Annotated in this window: 19 protein-coding genes; 6 read left to right on the forward strand and 13 right to left on the reverse strand. The window is 66.2% G+C overall.

The window, feature by feature from the left end:
* Nucleotides 1–92 precede the first annotated feature (92 nt).
* The gene (locus tag J7I92_RS19530) at nucleotides 93–1,076 is read left to right on the forward strand and encodes a diacylglycerol kinase family protein (RefSeq protein WP_214843193.1); all 984 of its coding nucleotides are present in this window, start codon (nucleotides 93–95) and stop codon (nucleotides 1,074–1,076) included.
* A gap of 85 nt (nucleotides 1,077–1,161) precedes the next feature.
* On the opposite strand, the gene J7I92_RS19535 is transcribed toward J7I92_RS19530, so the two are convergent.
* The 6 genes from J7I92_RS19535 to J7I92_RS19560 form a co-directional block, all read right to left on the reverse strand.
* Complete coding sequence (locus tag J7I92_RS19535) at nucleotides 1,162–1,890, reverse strand: aspartate/glutamate racemase family protein (RefSeq protein ID WP_214843195.1); 729 nt, start codon at nucleotides 1,888–1,890, stop codon at nucleotides 1,162–1,164.
* 8 nt (nucleotides 1,891–1,898) lie between these two features.
* The gene (locus J7I92_RS19540) at nucleotides 1,899–3,332 is read right to left on the reverse strand and encodes an amidohydrolase family protein (RefSeq protein ID WP_214843196.1); all 1,434 of its coding nucleotides are present in this window, start codon (nucleotides 3,330–3,332) and stop codon (nucleotides 1,899–1,901) included.
* A gap of 50 nt (nucleotides 3,333–3,382) precedes the next feature.
* On the reverse strand, nucleotides 3,383–4,207 hold the full coding sequence (locus J7I92_RS19545; protein ID WP_214843198.1) for an aspartate/glutamate racemase family protein: 825 nt from the start codon (nucleotides 4,205–4,207) through the stop codon (nucleotides 3,383–3,385).
* Complete coding sequence (locus J7I92_RS19550) at nucleotides 4,204–4,887, reverse strand: GntR family transcriptional regulator (protein WP_214843199.1); 684 nt, start codon at nucleotides 4,885–4,887, stop codon at nucleotides 4,204–4,206. Before J7I92_RS19550 ends, J7I92_RS19545 begins: the two co-directional genes overlap by 4 nt.
* Before the next feature lie 83 nt (nucleotides 4,888–4,970).
* Nucleotides 4,971–6,338 carry an MFS transporter gene (locus J7I92_RS19555; protein WP_214843200.1) on the reverse strand — a complete coding sequence of 456 codons (1,368 nt, stop codon included), beginning with the start codon at nucleotides 6,336–6,338 and terminating at the stop codon, nucleotides 4,971–4,973.
* A 299-nt stretch (nucleotides 6,339–6,637) separates the two neighbouring features.
* On the reverse strand, nucleotides 6,638–7,477 hold the full coding sequence (locus J7I92_RS19560) for an amino acid-binding protein (RefSeq protein WP_214843201.1): 840 nt from the start codon (nucleotides 7,475–7,477) through the stop codon (nucleotides 6,638–6,640).
* Nucleotides 7,478–7,749: 272 nt separating this feature from the next.
* On the opposite strand from J7I92_RS19560, the gene J7I92_RS19565 reads away from it, so the two are divergent.
* Nucleotides 7,750–8,925, forward strand: a complete 1,176-nt coding sequence (locus tag J7I92_RS19565) for a DegT/DnrJ/EryC1/StrS aminotransferase family protein (protein ID WP_214843203.1) — start codon at nucleotides 7,750–7,752, stop codon at nucleotides 8,923–8,925.
* A gap of 27 nt (nucleotides 8,926–8,952) precedes the next feature.
* Here the strand turns inward: J7I92_RS19565 and mscL are convergent, their stop codons facing one another.
* Nucleotides 8,953–9,414, reverse strand: coding sequence for a large conductance mechanosensitive channel protein MscL (gene mscL, locus J7I92_RS19570; RefSeq protein ID WP_214843206.1), 462 nt, complete (start codon nucleotides 9,412–9,414; stop codon nucleotides 8,953–8,955).
* A 118-nt stretch (nucleotides 9,415–9,532) separates the two neighbouring features.
* On the opposite strand from mscL, the gene J7I92_RS19575 reads away from it, so the two are divergent.
* Nucleotides 9,533–10,609 carry an FUSC family protein gene (locus J7I92_RS19575; RefSeq protein WP_214843207.1) on the forward strand — a complete coding sequence of 359 codons (1,077 nt, stop codon included), beginning with the start codon at nucleotides 9,533–9,535 and terminating at the stop codon, nucleotides 10,607–10,609.
* Between the two features lie 31 nt (nucleotides 10,610–10,640).
* Here J7I92_RS19575 and J7I92_RS19580 read toward each other — a convergent pair whose 3' ends face one another.
* Nucleotides 10,641–11,945 (reverse strand): MFS transporter, encoded by a 1,305-nt coding sequence (locus J7I92_RS19580; protein ID WP_214843208.1) that lies wholly within the window; start codon nucleotides 11,943–11,945, stop codon nucleotides 10,641–10,643.
* Nucleotides 11,946–12,097: 152 nt separating this feature from the next.
* Here J7I92_RS19580 and J7I92_RS19585 point away from each other — a divergent pair, with 152 nt between their 5' ends.
* The 3 genes from J7I92_RS19585 to J7I92_RS19595 all read left to right on the forward strand — a co-directional run bounded on the left by J7I92_RS19585 (nucleotide 12,098) and on the right by J7I92_RS19595 (nucleotide 15,304).
* On the forward strand, nucleotides 12,098–12,865 hold the full coding sequence (locus J7I92_RS19585) for an IclR family transcriptional regulator (protein WP_214843209.1): 768 nt from the start codon (nucleotides 12,098–12,100) through the stop codon (nucleotides 12,863–12,865).
* Between the two features lie 125 nt (nucleotides 12,866–12,990).
* The gene (locus J7I92_RS19590) at nucleotides 12,991–14,178 is read left to right on the forward strand and encodes a 4-hydroxybenzoate 3-monooxygenase (RefSeq protein ID WP_214843210.1); all 1,188 of its coding nucleotides are present in this window, start codon (nucleotides 12,991–12,993) and stop codon (nucleotides 14,176–14,178) included.
* A 58-nt stretch (nucleotides 14,179–14,236) separates the two neighbouring features.
* Nucleotides 14,237–15,304 carry an FAD-dependent monooxygenase gene (locus tag J7I92_RS19595; RefSeq protein WP_214843211.1) on the forward strand — a complete coding sequence of 356 codons (1,068 nt, stop codon included), beginning with the start codon at nucleotides 14,237–14,239 and terminating at the stop codon, nucleotides 15,302–15,304.
* 58 nt (nucleotides 15,305–15,362) lie between these two features.
* Here J7I92_RS19595 and J7I92_RS19600 read toward each other — a convergent pair whose 3' ends face one another.
* From J7I92_RS19600 to J7I92_RS19620, 5 genes are all read right to left on the reverse strand, one after another.
* Nucleotides 15,363–17,162 (reverse strand): ABC transporter permease, encoded by a 1,800-nt coding sequence (locus J7I92_RS19600; RefSeq protein ID WP_396020426.1) that lies wholly within the window; start codon nucleotides 17,160–17,162, stop codon nucleotides 15,363–15,365.
* 20 nt (nucleotides 17,163–17,182) lie between these two features.
* Nucleotides 17,183–18,295 carry an ABC transporter ATP-binding protein gene (locus J7I92_RS19605; RefSeq protein WP_214843214.1) on the reverse strand — a complete coding sequence of 371 codons (1,113 nt, stop codon included), beginning with the start codon at nucleotides 18,293–18,295 and terminating at the stop codon, nucleotides 17,183–17,185.
* A 40-nt stretch (nucleotides 18,296–18,335) separates the two neighbouring features.
* On the reverse strand, nucleotides 18,336–19,415 hold the full coding sequence (locus tag J7I92_RS19610) for an extracellular solute-binding protein (RefSeq protein ID WP_214843215.1): 1,080 nt from the start codon (nucleotides 19,413–19,415) through the stop codon (nucleotides 18,336–18,338).
* A gap of 198 nt (nucleotides 19,416–19,613) precedes the next feature.
* The gene (locus J7I92_RS19615) at nucleotides 19,614–20,048 is read right to left on the reverse strand and encodes an acyl-CoA thioesterase (protein WP_214843216.1); all 435 of its coding nucleotides are present in this window, start codon (nucleotides 20,046–20,048) and stop codon (nucleotides 19,614–19,616) included.
* 70 nt (nucleotides 20,049–20,118) lie between these two features.
* Entirely contained in the window at nucleotides 20,119–20,622 is a 504-nt protein-coding gene (locus tag J7I92_RS19620; RefSeq protein WP_214843217.1) for a GNAT family N-acetyltransferase, read from the reverse strand.
* Nucleotides 20,623–20,781 lie beyond the last annotated feature (159 nt).

The raw sequence follows: 20,781 nt of genomic DNA on the forward strand, positions 1-20,781 counted from the left end.
GGCGCGTGCCGCCCGGCGCACGCCGGAAAGCCCCGGAATTCGGTACGCTTCACGTGGGGACTTGCCCCCGATCTTGCCCGTGAAGGACGTCCATGACCCAGCACAACACCGCGCCGGACACCACCAGCGATCCGGCAGCCACCCCCGCAGCCGAGGCCGGCCAGAGAACCCGCCGTGCCGCCGTCGTCGTCAACCCTGCAAAGTCCGTGGGCCCCGAGCTCCGCGGCGCGCTGGTCCGGCTCTGCGAAACGCAGGGCTGGGCGGAGCCGCTGTGGCTTGAGACCACCGTCGAAGACCCGGGCGAAGGGCAGGCCCGTGAAGCGCTGGAGGCGGGGGTCGACGTCGTTATCGCCGCTGGCGGCGACGGGACCGTCCGCTGCGTGGCCGAGGTGCTCGCCGGAACCGGGGTTCCGCTGGGCCTTGTTCCGCTGGGCACCGGAAACCTGCTGGCCCGCAATCTGGGCGTCAACATCTCGGACCCCGTGTCGGCGGCGTTTGACGTTCTGAACGGCACCGAGACCACCGTGGACGTCGTCAAGGCGAAGCTGGATCATTCGGACGACGAGCAGGTCTTCCTGGTCATGGCCGGGGTGGGCTATGACGCCGCCATCATGGCGGACACCCTGGATGCCCTCAAGGACCGGATGGGCTGGCTGGCCTACGTCGAGGCGGGCATCCGGAAACTGCCCGGCAAGCCGGTGAAGGCAAAGGTCAGCGTCGACGGGAAGCGCCCCATCGGCCGGCGCATCCGCAGCGTGATGTTCGGCAACTGCGGCCGGATCATGGGCGGCGTGGAGATCTTCCCCGATGCAAAGATCGACGACGGCGTGCTGGACGTGCTGATCCTCTCCCCGAAGGGACGGCTGGGCTGGCTGGGAGTCGTGGCGGGCATCTTCGGCCGGCGCAAGAACGAGACGGAATCCGTGGAGTACTTCCAGGGCAAGACGGCGGAGATCACCCTGGAGCACGAACAGGAGTTCCAGCTGGACGGCGACCACGTGGGCACCGGGAAGCATATTGCCATCTGCGTGGAGCCCGCCGCCCTCAAGATCAGGATGGCCGCACCGGCCGTTTAAGCGGCAGGCGGAAATGTGCAGGTTCGACGGCGGCACGCTCCCAGCGGGCGCGCCGCCGTCGGTTTCCTGCCGGGCTGCTTGGCGTTCAGCCCGCCAGCAGCCTGCCCCACCTTGGTGCGAGCAAGGGGGACCCGGCAAGTTTGAGGCAGTGCCACAGCGTCACGGCCACGGAATCCAGCACCGGAACGCCGGTTCCCGCCTCCACTTCCGCCGTGATGTTGGCGCCGTACAGGTTGGTGCACAGGTAGACCAGGGCGTCCGGTCGGGCTGCCGCGAGCTCCAGCGATCCCGGACGCATTTCATCGTCCGTGACCCGGGCGAAGGACTCGTTGTCGCTCAGGCCCAGCGCCCGGTGGCCGATGGTCTTGATTCCCTCCCGCTCATAGGAGGCCACCACTGAGCGGTTGACGTCTTCCGTGTACGGCGTGAAAAGCCCGATCCGCTCGATTCCGAAGGCCTCGAACGCGGCCAGGTAGGCAAGCGTGGACGTCGTGGCCGGAATGCCCGTCGCGCCCGCGATTTCACCCGCCAGTGCGCGGTCATGCCCCGCTCCGAGCCAGGAACCGGACGTCCCGTTCCAGGCGATGACGTCCACGTCCGCCGTCGCCAGCAGCTCGGCCGCGGAGCGCATGACGGCGGGATCGAACTGCTTGTCCGAGGAGTCGTCCAACGCGATCCGGGTGACGGGAATCCGGGTGAAATGGATGGTCACGTCGTCCCGGTCGCCCAGGATGCGGTAGCTCTGCGGCTCCAGGCAGGTGTTGGAGGACGGCACGATCATGCCGATGCGGGTCTTGCGTGCTGCGGAAGGCATGGCTGCTCCTAGTGGGCGGCGGGGACGTTAGAGGGGGCAGAAGCCGCGGCGGAGGACAGGTGTTCGCGGAAGCCGTTGCGGGCCACGAAGCGACCCGCGGCGCCGGGATCGTGGAAACCGCCGTCGTCGAGTACGACACGCCCGGCGGACACCACGACGGCGGGCCAGCCGGTGAGCGTCCGGCCGTCAAACGGCGAAAAATCGGTTCCCATGTGCAGCGCGCCGCCGTCAACCGTGCGTTCTTCGGCGGGGTCGAAGACCACCAGGTCGGCGTCGAAACCCTCGGCGACGGCGCCCTTGGCCGGAACGGCATTGATGCGCGCGGGCCCGGCGGCGAAGACCTCCACGAAGTCCTCCACCGAGCTGCCGGATTCGGCCATGGCCGTGAACGTGACAGGCATCCGCGTTTCCACTCCGGGCAGGCCGTGCGGCATGGCCCGGATGTCGTCCGTGCGCTCGCGTTTCTGGGACAGGTCGTAGCAGGAATGGTCCGAGGAGACGGTGTGGATGGCGCCGCCGGCCAGCCGGTTATTCAGTGCGGCAACCGTCTCGGCGCTGCGCATCGGCGGGCAGCAGGCGTACCACTCCGGAAACGCGGAGCCGTACACGGTCTCGTCCAGGGTGAGGTAGTGCGGGCACGTTTCGGAGTAGGCCTCCAGGCCGCGGGCCCTGGCCTCGGTGACCAGGTCCACGGCGCCCGGCGTGGACTGGTGCACGAAGTAGACAGGCGCGTTGGTGTACTCGGCCATGGCCAGGGTTTCCTTGACCGAGATTTCCTCGGCCAGCTCAGGCCGCGTCCGGTGCAGGTGTTCAATCCCGATCCGGCCGTCGTCGGCATGCTGCCGGGTGCAGTCGCTGATGATGGGATCGTGTTCGGCGTGGATATAGGTGAGGCCGTCCAGCCGGACCATCTCGCGCATGACCTTCAAAATGGTGTCCCCGTCCGCCATGGTGGTGCCGCGGTTCGTGGTGTACATCTTCACGGAGCGAACGCCTTCCGCGGCCAGCTGCTCCAGCTGCCACGGCACTGTTTCGTCCCAGCTCACCACCGACCCGTGGAGCGCGACGTCGCAGCGGGACTCCCGCGCCAGTTCCTTCTTGTGGAGGGCCGCAGCCAGCGGCGTTTCCTGTGCATCGCGGGGAATACCGAAGTCGATGATGGTGGTGGTGCCGCCCCACAGCGCGGCGATGGAGGTGGTCCGGTAATCGTCAAGGGTGCGGAAGCGGCCGGTCACCTGCGCCACATGGCAGTGGCCGTCCACACCGCCGGGGACCACCAGCCGGCCGGCGGCATCGATGGTGCGCAGGGCCGCGGGAACGGGTTCCGTGGCGTCGATCAGTTGTTCGATCCGGCCGTCGCGGACCACCACATGGGCGTTCCGGCGGCCGGAGCTGTTGACCACGGTGCCGTGGGCGATGACGAGTTCTGGAAGCTGGGACATCGTTGTCCTCCTTGGGGGGACGAAGCAAGTTTGGGAAGCAGGCAAGAGGGCTATCGGGCGGGTGCCGCGGCGGCGGGGGCGGCAGCAGGACGGGCCGCCTGCTGTGCGGCGGCCAGGGCGGCGTCGAGGTTTTCGGAAAGCCCCCTGCGGGCCTTGACCGGCGGCGGGGCGAAGGAGCCCGCCCGGTGCTGGCCTGAGTGCAGGCCGACGACGGCCTCCGCCATCCGGATGCCGGCTGAGATGCCGTCCACCACCGGCACGGGGATCTGGCCGCGGAGTTCGCGGGCCAGGCCGGCGAGGGGCGCGCCGGCGAGGATCACGACGTCGGCCCCGTCCTCGGCGACGGCCTGCCGGCTGAGCGCCAGCAGCGTTTCCTTGAAATCCTGCTGCACCGAACCGATGCCGTTGAGCGTCTCGTTGATGGAGCGGATGGAGGCCAGCCGGCCGCCGAGGCCGAAGCGCTCGACGCAGTCCCGGTACCAGGGCTGGATCCGGTCGGAGATGGCGATAATGGAGAAGCGGTGACCCTGCAGGGCAGCGGCGCACAGGGCCGCCTCGGTGATGCCGACGACGGGAACGTCAGTGAGTTCCTTCAGTGCCGGCATGCCCGGATCGCCGAACGCCGCCACAACCACACCGTCGATAGGGCCACCGTGGATAGGCCCGCCGTCGACCGGGCCGTGATGCTCGGCGATGATCTCGGCGACAGCGCCGGCGGCGATCAGGGACTCGAAGCGGGTTTCGATGTATTCCACGCCGTGCCCGGCGGTGCGGACCACCAGTTGGGTGCCCGGCGAGGCGGAGCGCAGGGCTTCCGATTCGATCAGCGCAGTGACGTCGTCGCTGATGTTGGGATTGATGACAAGGAGTTTCATTTTTTCTTCCGGTGAAGAGAGGGTTCTGTTTTCTGGAAGTCGTCAGGGAACTGTTCGCGGTATTTGCCGATGTGCGAGGCCGACTGCGCAGCTGCACGGTCCGGATCACCGCTGGCGATGGCCGCGAAAAGCTCGCGGTGCTCCTGGATGAGTTCGGGGAGGTCGCTCACGTGCCGGAACAGCCAGTGCATGCGGCCCTGCAGCGGTTCCAGGGCGGACCTGAGGAAGCCGTTATCCGCGATCCGCGTGATGGCGTCATGGAATTCGCTGTTGGCCCGGTGGGCCTCCATGACGGCGCCCTTGGCGAGGCTGCCCTCGGCTTCATCCAGTAGTCCGATGAGGTAGTCGAGGTCCTCGGTGGTGGCGCGGACGGCGGCAAGGCGGCAGGCAAGCACCTCCAGCGACTGGCGGACATCGAAGAGGTCCTCCACATCCTTGGGGCTGAGCGAACTGACCTCCGCGCCCCGGGCGCCCCGGTCGCTGAGCAGGCCTTCCTGGCGTAGCATCCGGAGTGCTTCCCGGACAGGCAACCGGGAGACGTTGAACTCTGCTGCGAGGTCTCGTTCCACGAGCCTGGTGCCGGGAGCGTAATGCCCTTCAAAGATCCTGGTGCGGAGCGTGTCCCGGACAGTCTCGCGGAGGGGGCGTTCCTTGTCCTGGGTTTCTTCTGCGGCAAGCATTATTGCTCCATTCGGTTTCTTGATCGGTATTGCGCTCCCGGCGCCGGGAGGAGGTGCTGCGGTGCCTAGCTTAGGGCTGCTGCTTAGACAGGGAGGCGTTTGTTGTAGTCCAGTGCCAGGACGGACACGCCCATGATGATCGCAGATCCCACGAAGTACAGGAGCGCCCACGTGTACGAGCCGGTGGCACCGACGATCAGGCCGACCGCGATCGGGGTGACAAAGCCGGAGATGTTGCCGCTGAAGTTCATTGCACCGCCCAGTACGCCGGCGTTGGTCCGGCCGCCCAGGATGGAGGGAATGCTCCAGAAGAGCCCCACCCAGCGGAGGAAGAACATCACCACGGAGAGAAGTACGACGGCGGTGGTCGGGTCAGCGACGACGGTCACGCCGACGAGTCCTCCCACCACCACGACGCTGGAGATGCCCAGCAGCGTGCGCATGACCCGGTTGGCCGAGGCTCCTGCCGCCCGCCACTTGTCCGCGATGGTGCCGCCCAGGATTTCCCCGACGAAGCCGGCGCCGAAGATCACGAAGGTGGACCAGCCGATGGTCTTCAGATCGAAGCCCTTGGCCTGGGCCAGGTACAGCGGACCCCAGGTCAGCAGGCCGTAGAACACGCCGTTGAAGCCCAGCCAGCCGAAGCACATGGCCCAGAAGGACCGGAACTTCAGGTAGGGGAGCAGGGCACGCTTGCCCTTGCTGCCGTCGAGCTCGGCTTCGGCGTCCTCTGCGGCGTGCGAGGCCTCAATATATTCAGCCTCGGCGGCGTTGACCCCGCGGTGCTGGCGGGGATTGTCGCGGACGTACCACCAGACGGCCAAGCCCATCAGGACGGTGGCGGCACCGGCGATGATGAAGGACGTCCGCCAGCTGCCGGTGGAGGCGATGAGCCCGGCGATGAGGATGCCGCCCAGTCCGGCGCCCAGCGGAGCGCCGGCATCCAGGATGGTGGCACCGCGGCCGCGCTCCGCTTTGTGCATCCAGATGGCGTTGAGCTTGCCGCCGGCCGGCATAACACCGGCCTCGGTCACGCCGATGCCGAGGCGGGCGATGAACATGCTCAGGAAGCCGCCGGCCAGGCCGGAGGCGGCCGTTGCCGCACCCCAGCCGACGCAGGACACCGTCATGACCTTGCGGGGGCCGAACTTGTCGATCAGCAGGCCGACCGGGATCTGCATCAGGGCGTAGGTCCAGAAGAAGGCTGAGAGCAGGAGGCCCACAAGTTCGGGGGCGAGATTGAATTCCTTTTGGATGATGGGCAGGGCCACTGAGATGGAGCCCCGGTCGATGTAGTTGACGGCGACGAGGACCAGGAGCAGCAGGAAGAGCTTCCAGCGGACGTTGGTGCGCCGTTGCACGCCGTCCTTGCCGGTTTTGCCCTCGGGCGGGGTTTGGACTCCTGTTGATTCGGGTCCGGTACTTGAAGTTTCGGTGCTTGGAAGAGACACAGCTTCTCCTTCACGGGGAAGATTTGCGGGCAGGGAAAGACTCTGGAGCTGCGGCAGGCCGGCGGCCGGGATGCGGCGGAGGCCATGTTTCCCGGGCTGGATCAGGGTGCGCCAGGCTGGGGCGCGGTATCCCGGGGATCGATCAGTTTGGGATCCCGTTTTGGGATCCCAAAATCAAAGATAGAAGTGACCCCTGCCACTGTCAAGGGTTTTCTCCCCCTAAGACCCGGCGGCTGCCCTATCAACGGATTGTGACTGCCGCACTCACCCGCCGTCGGCCGCCGCGCTAGCCGCCTAAGCTATTTGCTCCCGCTGTGCGCCAGGATCTCTGCGAGTTCGGCCAGGCGGTGTGCGCGGGCGGACTCCGCGGGCGTGAACGGTTCGCCCGGCCGGTAGAAGGTGATGGGGCCGTGCCAGGCGGTAGGAATTTTCAGCACCGTTCCGGCGTCGGGTGAGGCCGGGAATTCCTGCCGGCCCTCGGCCGGAACGGGAACGATCCTTGCGGAAAGCAGTTCGGCCACGGCCAGCGGCAGCTCATCCGGGTTACCGGCGATCCTGGCCGCCAGGCTCAGGGCCTTGGTCTGCCCGTCGGCCATGGCCAGGGCGGTGGTGGGCCACACGTGGGGATGCCGGCCACCACCGGAGCGCAGTGCTTCGAGCAGCTCGCGCTCGCCCAGGTGCCCGGGGGCGGACAGGACGAACTCGTCGAGGACGCCGCCGGCCACAGGATGGATGTGGATGCTGAGGATGTTCGTGTCAAGCCGGGCCAACGACTGGGTGATTCGCTGCAGCGACCCGGGCTGGTCCCGCAGTACGGTACGGGCGCGCCACAGGGCCGGGGCAGTATTCAGCCGTTTACGGTGGCGCAGGGCCGGCGCATGCAGCCAGCCCCGCAGGATCCGGGCAGCGGACGGCTCGGCCACCCAGATGACCAGCACTGTGGCAGTCAGGGTCAGGACCAGGACTTTGGCTACGTAGGGGAGGTGGGTCTCCACCACTGCGGCGTGGACCAGGAGTTCGGTGGGCAGCATGACGGCGATGTTCGCCAGCGTCAGCCGGGCTTTGGGGGGTTCGGGCATCTGGCCGCAGACCTCGCAGCTCAAGTCGGCCGTTTCAGGGGACTGTGCCTTGCGCTTCATAGTCACATCATGTCCGGGCACTGTTTCAACGGTATTGCGCCCACGTCACGAAAAAATTGGCGGTCTCCCCGGGGCCGCTGCAGCGCCGGCTGAGGGACCGGGTGTTAGCAGGTAACGCCGGGGTACTCGGCGGCAAGCAATCCAAGTATTGCGCACCTCAACGGCGGCTTCCGGCGGGAAAATGCGCGTACGCAACTCTCGTGACTGTGCCGGCGGATGGCGCGTTCAATGGAAAAGCGTACCAATGCCCTTTTGAGGAGCGGGAGGATCCGGTGACAACCAGCGAAGACCGTGCGGTGAGCCCTATCGGCGTGATGAAGCCGTGGCTTGGAGCGGAGGAGGCGGACGCCGTGGCGCAGGTCCTCGCGTCCGGGCGCACAGCCCAAGGGCCGCGCGTCGGCCAGTTTGAAGAGGCCTTTGGTTCCGCACAGGAGGCACCCTACGCCGTCGCCGTGTCCAGCGGCGCCGCCGCACTCCACCTCGCGCTCAGCGTCGCCGGCGTCGGACCGCAGGACGACGTCGTGCTGCCGTCCTTTTGCTCGGCTGCCACAGCCGAGGCGGTCGAGCAGTCAGGTGCCAGGACCGTCTTTGCGGATGTGGAGTGGGCAAGCGGAAATGTGTCGGACCGGACCGTCAAGGAGGCCCTGACCCCGGCAACCCGCGCCGTGATCATTGTGGACCACGGAGGCATGCCGGTTGACCTTGAACCAATCCGGGAACTGTGCGACCAGCAGGGCGTTGTGGTCATTGAGGACGCGTGCTGTGGTGTGGGCTCAACGTACCGGGGCCACCCGGTGGGTGCCGGCGCCGAGCTGACCGTCTGGTCCTTCGATGCCCATGAAGTCATGACCACCGGCGAAGGCGGGATGCTGACCACCCGGAACGCCCTGTGGGCAAGCCGGGCGCGGCAGTTGCGCGACCTTCCCGGGAACGGCGCCGCCCACAATTACCGCATGTCCGATCTGCAGGCGGCAATCGGCCTCGTCCAGCTTGGGCGGCTGCAGGAGGCCGTGGCCCACCGAAGGGAAATTGTGGCCAGCTACCAGACGGCCCTTGCACGCATCCAGGGGGTGCGCTGCATCCAGGATCCCGCCTACGGCACCAGTAACTTTCAGTCCTTCTGGCTGGAGGTGCTGCCCTCGTTCGCCTCCGGACGGAACGAGCTGCTGGAACGCCTGGCGCGGGACGGGATCACGGCGGGAGCCGGGATCCCTGCGGTACACCGGCGGCCGGAATATCTGGGCCGTGATGTCGGCGAAGCGGACCTGTCGGTGACGGAACGCCTGGCGGACAAAACCGTCATCCTGCCCGTGTACCACCAACTGACGCCGGGCGAGCAGTCCCGCGTGCTCCGTTCCGTCCGCCTTGCGGCCGCCGGCATTCCAGTGACCGTGCGGCGCGGGAGGTGGAACGGCGGGTTCCGGCGGGGCGAGGCAGCCAGCGCCTGACCGGGCCGGCTGTAAGTGCGAGGCGCGTCAGCGCGGGCCGTCGGAATCCCGCGCCGGCGCTCCAGCGCTGGTGAGTTCCTTTTCCTTGTTCGCGAGCTGGGCCAGGAGGTCCCGCATCTCGGCCAGCAGCGCTGTGTCGGCAGGAAGGGGCCCTTCCTCAGGTTCCGCCGTGGCCAGCCGGCTCTTCACGAGCGAGTTGATCCTGTTCATGGGCGCCACGAAGATGAAATACACCACGGCCGCCGTAATAAGGAACGTCACGAACGCGGTGATGACCCCGCCCACGTTGACGAAGGTCTTGTCGTTGCCGGGCCAGATGTGGAAGCCGAGGCCCTCCGTTTTGACGCCGCCCGCGGCCGCGAGGATCGGGTTCACGATATTCGTGGTGAACGCGCTGACCAGCGCCGTGAAGGCAGTGCCGACGACGACGGCGATGGACAGTTCGATCACGTTTCCACGAAGGATGAAATCCTTGAATCCTTTGAGCATGGGTGCCTCCGGTCTGCGTTTTGGTGGGTAATTTAACCGATAGACATTACCAGTAGGATTTTGAAGGGACGCCACCGCTGCCGCCATCAGACTGGCACCGTATGGAAGGGCGTGACCCGTGAAGCTGTTCGCCGAGATGTTCACTATCGCCCCCGGCAACAAGGACCATCAGGTGGCAATCCGCTGTGCTGTCGGCGTCTTCGTGCCGCTGATCCTCCTGGTCCTGATCAACCGGACGGACCTGGCAATTTTCGCCTCCTTCGGTGCCTTTACGGGTATCTACGGGCGCGGGGAGCTGCACCGGAAACGGCTCTTCATCCAGGTGCGGGCGGGCTCACTCATGCTGCTCGTCATCCTGCTGGCCACCTTGTCCGCGCGCGCCGGCCAGGCCCTGGGGCTCTCGGATGCCGCCAGCACCTGGACGCAGGTGGCGGCCACCACCGTGGTTGCCGGGACGTGTTCGCTGGTGATCGCCCGGTGGCGGCACCGGCCCGCCGGCTCGCTGTTCCACATCTTCGCCTTCGCAGCCATCGCATCGATTCCGAACCAACCGCCGCTGTGGCAGTGCATGCTCGTCTCCATCCTGACCACCTTGTTCTGCCTGCTGATCGGCATTTCCTCCCGCCTGGTCCGGAGCCGGCGAACGCCCTGGGCCATGCCTGAGCCTGCCCGTCTGACGCCCGCCGAGAAGCGGGCCGCCTGGCTCGAAGCCGTGGGGTACCTCGTGGCCGCCGGCCTCGCCGGGACTCTGGCCACCGTGGTAGGCCAATGGCTGGGTTTTGGCCACAACTACTGGGCGATGGTGGCTGCCGTCGTTCCGCTCGTGGGCCGCACCACCCGCCACCGCGTGGCCCGCGGGGTCCAAAGAATCATCGGAACCGTCCTGGGCCTCATCGTTCTTGCGGGGATCCTCCTGCTGAACCCTGCCCCGTGGCAGACGGTCCTGGTGATCGCTGCCTGCCAGTTCGGGGCCGAAATGTTCATCGCGCGGCAGTACGTCCTGGCGCAGGTCTTCGTCACGCCGCTGGCACTCAGCGCCACGCTGCTGGCCGCACCCACTGCTCCGGAATTGTTGTTGCGGGACAGGATCGTGGAGACCGTGATCGGTGCCGCCGTCGGCATTGCAGTGGTGGTCGCTCCCGCCGTTACGCGGCAGGTATTGAACCGCCGTGACGCCCGGCAGCCCGCGGCCTAGGAAGTCCGGCCGTCCAGGAAGGCGGCAGCTGCTAGGAAGGCCCGACGGCGGTCCGCTTGCCCGCCGCTGCGGCCACCGCCTGCGGCACCAGGACGAGCGCCGCTACGGCGAGGACGGCGGCCGCGGCAAAGACGTAGAAGCCCCAGGGATAGGCGATTCCGGCTGCCACCAGGGTGCCCGTTACGGCGGGGCCAAGGATGGCACCGAGCCGTCCGACGCCGGCGGCGAAGCCCAAAGCGGTGCCGCGCAGCCGGGCAGGGAAGAGCTGGCTCACCCACGCATACACCAGGACCTGGGAGCTGAAGACAAAGACTCCCGTCACAAACACGGCCGCGTTCAGGAGCAGTTCGTTCTGGATCTTCACGCTGAGCGCCGCAAGGAAGACGGCAGAGAGCGCGAACCAGAGCAGCACGATCTTCTTGGTTCCATGCCTGTCTGCCAGGATGCCGGCCACCACCAGCCCAACGACCGCGCCCACATTCAGGACGAGCAGCAGGGAAAGTCCAGCGCTGAGCGTGTAGCCGGCGGACGACATCAGCTGCGGAAGCCACGTATTCAGCCCGTACACCAGCAGCAGGCCCATGAAGGAGGCGACGGCGACGCCGGCGGCAACGAGGGGGTACGGTTTCCGGCCCAGGTCCTTGAAGCCGGCACGCCCTTCGGCTGCGGGCCCAGCTTCTTTCGGAACGGTGGCAGGGGCGGTGCTGGAGGCAGCGCCGGGAACTGCCGCCCTGACGGGCGCCGGGAGGGAAATGACGGCGGGCAGGGTTTCCGGCAGCTTGAACCACAGGAACGGAACGAGGGCAAAGCCCGCGACGCCACCCACGACGAACATGGTGCGCCAGTCCGGGATGACCATCAGGGCGAGGAAGGCGGTGGCCACGGCGCCCGCGTGGTATCCGGTCATGGTCCGCGTGGTGGACTTGCCGGCTGATCCCGCCGGCGCATAGTCATTCATGTAGGCCAGGGCAGCCGGCAGGCACGCACCCAGTCCTACGCCGGCCAGCAGCCTGAAGGTGCCGAAGACAGCAACGTTGGGCGCAAACACCACCGCAATAGTGAAGATGGAGAACCAGGTGACGCATGCAACCAGCAGGTTCCGCCGGCCGAAGCGGTCCGAGAGCGGCGCGATGAACAGTGCTCCCAGGCCCACGCCCACCAGCGAAATCGTTGCGGCGAACGTGGCCCCGACGGCGTCGAAGCCCAGGTCCTGCGTCTTGATCAGGGTGGGGATGACTGTGCCGAGCACCACCAGGTCGAATCCATCCAGCACCATGGCCAGCCAGCAAAGCCAGACAGGCCAGCGTGATTTGTTTTCCAATGACGGCGTTGACATTGCTACCTCAGCGTTGATTTTGGTACCGGTTGATGTGATGTCGGTTGAATTGGCCAGGGGACCCGGCGGGACCCGACGTTCCCTGTCCTGAGATTTGTACCACCGGGCGGTGTTATGTGGGACACTTCAAACCATTCAATGGAAGGGGAAATGTGGCCAACTCCGGCTCCGGGGACTCCGTGGTGGACCGCGTGGTCCGTGTCATCACCGCTTTTCCGGAAGGCGTGAATGTCCTGCTGCTCTCCGAACTGGCCGACCGGGCGGCGCTGCCGCCCAGCACTGCGCACCGGCTGGTCCGGCAGCTGGCCGGCCACGGCCTCCTGGACATCGGCCCCGGAGGCACGGTGCAGCTGGGGCTTCGGCTGTGGGAGCTGGTGAACCGCAATTCCCCCACGCTGGAGCTGCGCCAGGCGGCCATGCCTTTTATGGAGGATATCCAGCAGGTGCTTAACCAGAACGTGAACCTTGCCGTGCTGGATGGCCGGGAGGCGCTCTTTGTGGAACGGCTGTCCCGACGCGGTTCCGTGGCCAACCGCGCGCAGGTGGCGGGCCGCATGCCGGTGCATCTGTCCTCCGCGGGGCTCGTCCTGATGGCCGGGCAGCCGCACACCGTCCAGGCCGAGTACCTGGACGGCTTCGTGGATCCTGCGGGCAGGCTGACGGCGGAGCAGCTGCGACTCCAGCTTGGCGAGGCTGCGCATCAGGGTTTCGCCCAGCTGGCCGGCGTGGTCGATCCTGACACCTGGGGCATTGCAGTCCCGGTGATGGACCGCAAAAAGCGGACGGTGGCCGCGATCGGCGTCGTGATTCCGTTGCACGAGGTGCGGCTGCAGGCGCTGGTTCCCGCACTGCAAACGGCAGCCCGCGGAATCGGGCGCCGCCTCGCTGAATCGCAGAGCTCCCCGGAGCAGCGGGACTAGAACACGATTCCATTCAATGGAAAAGCTGTAACGCGGATCATCGTTCGGGACGCAGACTGTAGCCAGACGACCCCATAGGCCTCCGGACTTTTTCAGGGGCTCCGCAACGAAGCGAGGAACACACCATGGCAGCCCGCAAAATCATCACCACCCAGGTGGCCATTCTCGGCGCCGGTCCGGCCGGACTGATGCTTTCACACCTCCTGGCCAAAGCCGGCATCGAATCCACGGTGATCGAGATCCGCAGCCGCCAGGAAATCCAGGAAACCGTCCGCGCCGGCATCCTGGAGCACGGCACGGTGAACATGCTGGTGGACAGCGGCGTCTCGGACCGGGTGCTGCGGGAAGGCGACCGGCACGACGGCATCGAGCTGCGCTTCAACGGCGAAAGCCACCGGATCGACTTCAAGGACCTGGTCGGGGAGTCGGTCTGGCTGTACCCGCAGACCGACGTCTTTATGGACCTGGCCGCCAGGCGGGAGGCCGACGGCGGGGACGTCCGCTACTACGTCACGGACACCACCATCCACGACATGGAAGGATCGCCCAAGGTCTGGTTCACGGACGCCGACGGTGTGGAGTACGAACTGCAGGCCGACTTCATCACCGGGGCCGACGGTTCCCGCAGCCACTGCCGGTTCCAGATCCCGGAAGCCAGCCGCAAGTGGTACTTCCACGAATACCCCTTCGCCTGGTTCGGCATCCTCGCCGAGACGCCCCGCAGCTCGGACGAACTGATCTACGCCAACTCGGCCAACGGCTTTGCCCTGATCAGCCAGCGGACCGAGACCGTCCAGCGGATGTACTTCCAGTGCGACCCCAACGAGGATGTGAACAACTGGAGCGAGGACCGCATCTGGGACGCCTTCCGCAGCCGCGTCAACGGCAACGGCTTCGAGCTGAAGGAAGGCCCGGTCATCGACAAGATGGTGCTGAAATTCCGCAGCTTTGTCCACGCCCCGATGCGCCACGGCAAGCTGTTCCTGGCCGGGGATGCCGCCCACACCGTCCCGCCCACCGGTGCTAAAGGACTGAACCTTGCCATCCACGACGTCAAGGTCCTGTTCGAGGGGCTGGACAGTTACTACAACGGCGGTTCCACCGTGGTCCTGGACGCGTACAGTGACCGCGCGCTGGAGCGCGTCTGGAAAGCGCAGCAGTTCTCCTACTGGATGACGTCCATGCTTCACACTCCCGCCGACGCCGACGACTTCTCCCGCGCACGCCAGCTGGGCGAGCTCAATTCAGTGGTCTCCTCCCGCCACGGCAGGGCCTACCTGGCCGAGGCGTACACCGGCTGGCCGTCCGCCTAGCAGGCGCAACGCAACTCCCGCCGTCGGGCTTAACAGCCGCCGGGCTTAACATCGGTGCATGTACCCCATCACCATCGTCGGCGGCGGCATCGCAGGGCTGGCTCTCGCCGCGAGCCTCAACCCGGAACGCTTCCAGGTGACCGTCCATGAGCAGCGGCGCGAGCTGCCGTCGGTGGAGACATCCCTGGCCATGTGGCCTGAGGCCCAGCAGGCCCTGGACGTTGTGGGCATCCTGCCGGCAATCCGAGCGGCAGGGTCCGGATTCGAAGGCATGGCACTCCGGGACGTTTCGGGCAGGGTATGGTTACGCACCCGGATTGACGGCGTGATCGGCGTTTCGCGCGCCGATCTCCTGCGGCTGCTCGACGCCGCCGTGCCGGAATCGGTCAGCCGGGTGCATGCCACGGTGACTTCAGTCCCTGGTGCGGCGGGCTCCCTCGCCGGACAGGGACTGCTGGTGGGAGCCGACGGCGTACACAGTGTGGTCCGCCGGGAATGCTGGGGTCCGCGGTCCAAAGCCCGGCTCAGCCCCTACCTCGCCCTGCGGGGCATCATCGGCGAGACCTTGCCGCCGGATTCGGGTGGCGAATACTGGGGCCGCGGCGAGCTGTTCGGCATAGCTCCGGCCTCCCGCAACCGGACCTACTGGTATGCGTCCTTCCGGTCGGACATGGGGCCGGGCTCCATCGACACTGCAGCTGCGCTGGATCTCACGCGTGCGCGATTTTCGGGGAAGGCGTCCGGCATCGGCCGGGTTCTCGCGTCTGCCACGCCGTCTGAAACGCTGGCCCAGCGGATCTGGACCACGCCCGTCCTCGGGACGTATGCACGGGGAGGGGCCGTGCTGGTGGGAGATGCCGCCCATGCCATGACGCCCAATCTGGGACGCGGAGCCTGCGAAGCCCTCCTCGACTCCGTGACCCTGGCGGGCTTGCTCAATTCACAGCCTGTTACCGAGGCACTGAGGGCGTATAACAAGCGGCGCCTGCTGCGCAGCCAGGCCTTGCGGGCGGCTTCCTCCGCGATGGCCCGGCTTGTGCTCGCGGAAGCCGCGCAGCCGGTCCGCGACGGGATTCTCGGCCTGGCGCGAAGGCTCAGCCGGACCGGCGCCGGCCCATCAGTGTAGCGTCGGCCGGAGCTGCGTAGCGCACTCCGCCTGGCCCACCCTGCCTACGGCACCCGGCTCACGGCACCCGGACCGGAGCGGAGGCCTGAGCGTCCCGTACGTCCACAACGGGTGAAGCGGCGGGTGCCGCCGTGCCAGGTGCGGCAAGCGGACCGCGGGGCTTCCCGCCCTTCGAGCCCCGTCGCCGGCCGGACCTTCCGTAGACGAGGTACATCGTGACACCGGTGATCACCATGAGCAGCACCGTATAGACGAACGTGCTGGCAACGCCGTCCACGCCTTCCGCGCCGTCGGTATTGGCCTTGATCACGAGGCCAAGCGGCTGGACCAGGGGGTGCGCGAGGAAAATGGCGGTGTCGTAGTCATCGAGCATGCTGTTGAAGTTCAGGGCCGCGATGGCCGCCGCGGCCGGGAGGACCAGGGGCAGCAGAACGCGGCGGAACACGTAGAGGGTTTTGGCCCCCATGATGGCGGCGGCTTCCTCCAGCGATGAGTTGACCGACGCGAAAGAGGCCTTCAGCATCCTGAGAGTGAACGGGATCTTCACCGTGATGAAGGCGATCAGGAGGATCACGGTGGTCCCGGTGAGGACGGCGCCGCCCACCAGGGGGTTCGGGTGGTCGTAGCTGATGATCAGCCCGAGGGCCAGCAAAGCGGAAGGCAGGATCCAGGGGATGTGCAGGAGGTACTCGAACAGGGCCGTCACCCAGTTCCGGTGTTTCTGCAGGATCCGGGCCACCAGGAGCAGCCCGCCGACGGCGATCACGGCAGCGAGGGCGCTGTAGATGACACTGATGACAAACGGCCGCAGGCCCGAAGCCTGGGTCAGGACCCGCACGTAGTTGTCGAGCGTGAGGCTGTCCACGGAAAGCCGCCCGGTCTGGATGGCGGCGCCGTCCGCGAAGGAAAACAGCACAATCAGGATCACCGGCAGCGTATACACCGCGAACAGCAGGTAAGCGGCCGCGTGGACCGCAATATTGGCCGCCGGATTGGTGATTTTCTGCTTCTGCAACGCGGAGGACACCTTGGAGACCGAGAAGTAGGTCCCGCCCTTTTCCAGGCGCGACATGACCGCGAGCATCAGGATGGTGGCGGCGCCCAGGATCACGGCGAGCAGGGCGGCCAGGTCGCGCGACGTGGGGCTGTTCGTGAATGTGAGGATCATCGGGGTGATGGTCTGGAAGTCGCGGCCGCCGAGGACCTGCGGGGCGCTGAGTGCCCCGAGGCCGGTCAGGAAAGACAGGATGGTGACGGCAAACAGCGTCGGTTTCAGCATGGGCAGCACGATCCGGCGGAGGATGGTCCAGGTGGAGGCACCCAGGTTTTTGGCCGCTTCGATGGTCTGGTAGTCCACGCCTTTGAGGGCGTTGGCGACGAAGAGCATGTGGTTGGTGGTGGTGGCGAACGTCATGACCGCCAAAACGGCGAAGAATCCCGAAAACCAGCCGGGATCCAGGCCGGGAACGACGTTCAGCAGGAAGGCGGTGACGATTCCCTTGTCGCCGTAGATGAATTTGTAGCCCGCTGCCAGCACGATGCCGCCGTAAATGAAGGTGGTGGCGTAGCCCAGGAACAGGATCCTGGAGCCGCGGATCCTGAAGTAATGGGTGACTAGCACGATGAAGATGCCCACCACGTTCACCGTGACGGACAGAGCCACCGCCAACAGGAAGCTGTTGCCCAGGGACTTCATGGCGCGCTGGGAGGAGAACAGCTTCTCCGCCGCCCGGCCGGAAAAGCTGCCGTCGGGGAAGAACGTTTCGATCAGCACGTTGGCGTTGGGCCAGACGAGGAACGCGGCGATGAACCAGGTAAGGACCGTTCCCACGGTGAGGATGAACGGGGAACGGAGCATGCTCCTGGCCGGGGCGCCGCTCATGGGAGGGCCGCCGCCCGGCTCTGTGCTGCCTGATCCTGTGCTGCCCGGTTCTGTGCTGCCAGCGCGGCACCGGTATCGGGATGGTACTGCAGCACGTGGCCCGGCTGGACGTAGACGGTGGCGGGCGCTCCTGCCTCGGGATGCACGACGCCGTCCTCCCGGACCAGCAGGCGGATGTCGGCGCCATGGCTCCGGACCACGTAGCGGCTGTGCAGCCCGTGGTAGGTGCGTGACACCACCTTTCCGGAGAGCCCGACGGCGGCACCGCCCGCCGCTGTTCCGCCGGTTGCAGTCGGCGTCAGGGACGCCTTTTCCACCCGGAGGTAGGAATTTGCCGCCGTCGACAGTCCTGCGCCGGACAGCCGGTTCAGCTCGGCGACGAACTCCGGGGTCAGCGCGGAACTGTCGCCGATGAAATTGCAGACGAACTCGGTCGCCGCATGGTCGTAAATTTCCTGCGGCGTCCCCACCTGCTCCACCACGCCCTTGTTGAAGACGGCCACCCGGTCGCTCATGGCCAGGGCCTCATCCTGGTCGTGGGTCACGTAAACAGTGGTGATGCCGAATTCGCTCTGCAGGTCCTTGAGCTGCTGCCGGAGCTGGTGCCGCAGCTTCGCATCGAGGTTGGACAGCGGCTCGTCCAGAAGCAGGATCTTGGGCCGCAGCACCAGGGCACGGGCAACTGCGACGCGCTGCTGCTGGCCGCCGGAAAGTTCGGCCACGTTTTTGTCCAGCTGCTCATCGCTGAGCTCCACCCGGTGCGCGATGTCCCGCACCAGGCGGTCGCTATCGGCGCTCTTCTCCTTGCGGACTCGGAGCCCGAAAGCGATGTTTTCCCGGACGCTCATGCTGGGGAACAGGGCGTAGTTCTGGAACACCATCCCCACCTGCCGCTTGTCGCTGGGGAGCCGGGTGACATTCTTCCCATCCACATGGACGGTTCCCGCGGACGGCTCGATGAAGCCTGCCAAGGTCCGCAGCGCCGTCGTTTTACCGCAGCCTGACGGGCCAAGCAGCGTGAAGAACTCACCGGGTTCGACGTGGAGGTCCAGCTGCGGGATGGCGATGAAATCGCCGAAGGAAACTTCAATGTTGTCCAAGCGGATCATGGGAAACCTGTCTGCTGTGGCTGTTGGGCAGGGGCCGGGGCTACGTCATGTACTCGAGTTCGATCTTTTCCACCCACGAGCCCATGTTTTCCTGGACGAAGTTCCAGTCGATGTCCTGCTGCTTGAGCCCGTCGAAGAACTCGAGCACCTCCGGCTTGGCCTTGGCGGCGGCGACCTTGTTTGCCGGCATTGAATTGAACTGCTGCGCCCATTCACCCTGGACCTCGGCGCTGCCGAACCAGTCGATGAACTTTTGGGCCTGTTCCTTCTTGTCGGTGCCCTTGACCAGGGCCACCTGCTCCACGGCGAGCGGGACGCCCACGGACGGCACCACTGTCTCCACGTTCACCTTGAAGGACTTCTCGCGCTCCGCCACGATCGAGGAGGGCATCTGGCCCATGTCCACTTCCCCTGACGCGATGCGGGCGAAGAGGTCGGTCTTGGCGACGGCCGGGCTGCCGTTCTGGAAATACTGCTCCACCTGCTTCCAGCCTCCATCCGAGATGCCCAGCTCGCCGGACTCGTCCTTGTAGCGGGAGAGGATGCCGGCGAACACCAGCTGCGCCGTCGCGGTGCCGAGGCCGGTGACCCGTTCATAGCGCGTCTTGAATTCGTCCTTGGACCACAGGTCCGTCCAGTCCTTCGGCGCCTGCTCAGGCGTGATCTTGTCCGAGTTGTAGCCGAGCAAAATGGCCTGCTTCACCAGCGGCCAGTAGGCCTTTTCGTCGTCGCCGTCGCCGAGTGAGGCGTCCACCTCGGCCGCCCACGCGGGCTCATACGCCTCGATGGCGTCGGCTGCCTTAATCTGGACGAAGTACATGTTGTTGAGGCCGAAGGCTACGTCGGCGATGGGGTTGTTCTTCTCGGCGATCAGTTTGTTGGTCGCATCGGCTCCGCCGGCGCCCACGATCTCAATCTTAAAGCCGGCCTCCGCTGCCTTCTGCGTCAGCCACTCCCCGCGGCCCTCGCCGTTGGAGTTGGTGTACACCACCAGAGTGTCGCCGGAGGCCGCTGCCGGGGATGAACTGCCCGAAGCTTCGGGGGCGGCCGAGCCGGCGCCGCAGCCGGCCAGGAGGGTGACGGCGACGGCGGCGGCAACCAAGGTTTTGAACTTTTGCACGATTGAGACCCATTTCTGAACTGGAACCGGAGCATTGTCCGGCAAGCCTATAGCGGCTTCTACCGATTTTGGCCGTTTATAGCTATCGATTCGATAAACTACTCGGCCTCGGCGTTCCAGTCTGGTCGGGCTGGCCCAACATCGTGCACCCCTGGCTTTAACGCCCGGTGAACTTCCGCCCCGGTCAGACGCGCAGCGTCAGTCCCGTTCCAGGGTCTCCGTCAGGTGGTGGGTGGGGATGCGGTCGCGGTCGTAGGTGATCTCCGTGTAGCCGTGGGGTTCGGGTTTGCCGTGCAGGTTCAGGTTGACGAACACGATCTCCTCGATGGTGAGGATGCTCTGCCGGGTGATCATGTTCCGGACTTCAGCGCGCATGGTCATCGAGGTCCGGCCGAACCGGGTGGCGGTCAATCCCATCTCGATCAGGTCACCTTGCACCGCGGAGCTGACGAAGTTGATCTCAGAAATGTACTTGGTGACGGCCCGGCCGTTGCCGAGCTGCAGGATGGCGTAGATCGCGGCTTCCTCGTCGATCCATTTCAGCAGGCTTCCGCCGAACAGCGTGCCGTTGGCGTTGAGGTCTTCAGGCCGCACCCACTTGCGGGTGCGGAAGGTGATGTCTGCCGATTCCATACTGCGAGATTAGCGGACCGTGGGCGGCAGGCAGCAGTGTGACGACGGCGGCAGCGGCCTGCCGCCGTCGTTATGCCATGGCTGTGTGCGCGGCGCTGTGCGAATCAATCTTCTTTGCGTAACAGTGGGAGTGCTCCACGCCGATGTAGGGGCCGAAGTTGGGTACTTCATCAAAGCCGCAACTTTGGTAGAAGTTCCTGCCGTCCGGCTGGGCCGAGCCCGCTTCGGCCGTGATAGAAGTGACGCCCATTCCGTAGGCGTGGGCCTCCAGGGCAGCGAGGATGGAGCTGGCAACTCCCGAACCGCGGGTGTAGGGGAGGACGTACAACCGCTTAATCTCGGCGGTGGTGGAGTCCAGCATCCTCAGTCCGCCGCACCCCACCGGCTGTCCGGAGCTTTTCTCGTAGGCCACCAGGAATACGGCCGTGTCCACTTCCGACGGCGGGGGTCCGGGTTCGTGGTCCTTGGTGCCGAAGCGGGCGTCCAGTTCCGCCTGCTGTGCTGCCCGCAGATCGGCGCCCACGGGGTTGGCCCAGGTGACCTGTCTGATGTTGAGTCGGGGGTTGGTCTGCATCGCTGCCTCGATTCGCCGGAGGGATATGCAAAATAAGCCTAGGAGGAGGCCATTTCCGCGGTGTTTCCTGCGGGTAAGCGTCGGGAGAACAGTGGGTGCGGGCGGCATGATGGCCGTCACGCCAATTAGTATGTATGCTTACTAATCCGTGTTTTGACC

Origin of the sequence: Arthrobacter sp. ISL-72, assembly GCF_018613755.1 — a bacterium.
Classification (GTDB): Bacteria; Actinomycetota; Actinomycetes; order Actinomycetales; family Micrococcaceae; genus Arthrobacter.